The organism is Bacillus sp. 05T31 (assembly GCF_056396725.1).
Genome location: NZ_JBFTMA010000865.1, coordinates 1 through 1,561 on the forward strand (window position 1 = coordinate 1; position 1,561 = coordinate 1,561).

At 34.3% G+C, this 1,561-nt stretch carries 1 protein-coding gene; it reads right to left on the bottom strand.

Annotated features, from left to right (window positions below; translation table 11 throughout):
* Positions 1-423: 423 nt before the first annotated feature.
* Positions 424-1,176, bottom strand: a complete 753-nt coding sequence (gene aiiA, locus AC1DJR_RS29330) for a quorum-quenching N-acyl homoserine lactonase AiiA (RefSeq protein WP_477004180.1) — start codon at positions 1,174-1,176, stop codon at positions 424-426.
* Between the last annotated feature and the right edge of the window lie 385 nt (positions 1,177-1,561).

A 1,561-nucleotide genomic window follows, 5' to 3' on the forward strand; every position in this document is an offset into this window, starting at 1 on the left:
ATATGTCAACGTAAAAAAAGACACTTTCTATAGTGTCTTTTTTACGTTTCGAGATGAATACATTGACTACATACTCATATTTGGCGAGTTTTTAMGGATGTCTCCTGTGAGCTGGTCCATTKTTTCCCTTTTCAATTCTTCTTCTTTTGTTTCTCCAATAGTATTAACTCARAATATTGYTATARAAATCTCTTTTTTGAWATGGTACCCCACATCCATCAACTTAAGAATTCAGAATTACCCCAAAACGAGAAAATGAGCTTTTTTGTTACAAGTTAGCACAAAATTTCGTTCTGGGGGTACTATAAAATTTTAGCTTGATGGCAATKGGGTACAGTCGCATGCCCATCAACTTAAGAATTTTATAACACCCCAAATCAATAAGTCATGAGCTAACGAGCCCATRACTTTTTRTATGCWATATCACAAATAATCTGGGAACACTTTACAGCCCTTTTCTTGCTCCATATCATGTCCAAAGAAAATAATCGGATTTTCTTTCYTAACAACATCTTTTAAACGTTTTATTGAAGATAAAGCTAAATCCGRATCAAATCCAGCAAACGGTACTTCATCTTCAAAGTTTTCTTTCGTATATGATGCATCAATAGTTAGTAACACTGGACCTGATTTTTCCGTCTTAATTAATAATGACTGATGCCCTGGCGTATGTCCCGGTGTAYATATTAATTGMACACCTGGCACTACTTCATAATCCCCTTCAATGATTTTATAGTTTAAATTCGGCAATATACATTCTTTCAAATATTCCTCTCTGTGGAGTGCTRCCTCATATTCAGCACGYTGTACAATAATTGGTGTATTTGTAAAAACGCCATTTCCTCCTGCATGATCAAAATGCAAGTGAGAACTAATGATATAAAGAAGATCTTCTGGCTCATATCCGGCACGCTTTAAAATATTTRCGATCCTATCGTTCTCATTCATTTTAGGTAAAACTTGTCCTTCAACAAWTGTACCTTTAAAAAGATTCTCATTATTAAGMGCACTTTCTGGCATACCTGTATCTACTAAAATARGTCCCTCTTCTGTCTCCAAAAGATAACACCAAACAGGTAAGTTTAGTAGTTTACCCGGTGTAAGTGTACTATTAACTGAAGAATGATCCAACATACAACGACCTGCTGGGAGGAAATAAAGCTTCTTTACTGTCATTATGTATCCACCTTTACAAATAATTTAGGATAAAACAATACACTATAATATTTCGCTTATTAGAAATAAACTCCTTCTCACCTTTCATTATTTCAACCATTATTTTTTCAATTGTTCACAACTTTTCATTACAAATTCAGTGATATTGGAAAGCCTATGCAGGAATTCAGTCCGCCTTTAGGCATAGGATAAAAGTGTCAACTTTCCGTAGAAAAGTTAACGTCAAGTAACTCCAAAATATACAATAAAGGTTGATTTTAGAGTTACTTTTCCACATTGGAATATCTTGTCTTATTCCCCTTTTTCGGTGGATGGGCAAAAACACCCTAATTCTAGAAATTCATCAGTTTCCATAAAACCAAACTTCTTATACACTGGTCTACCC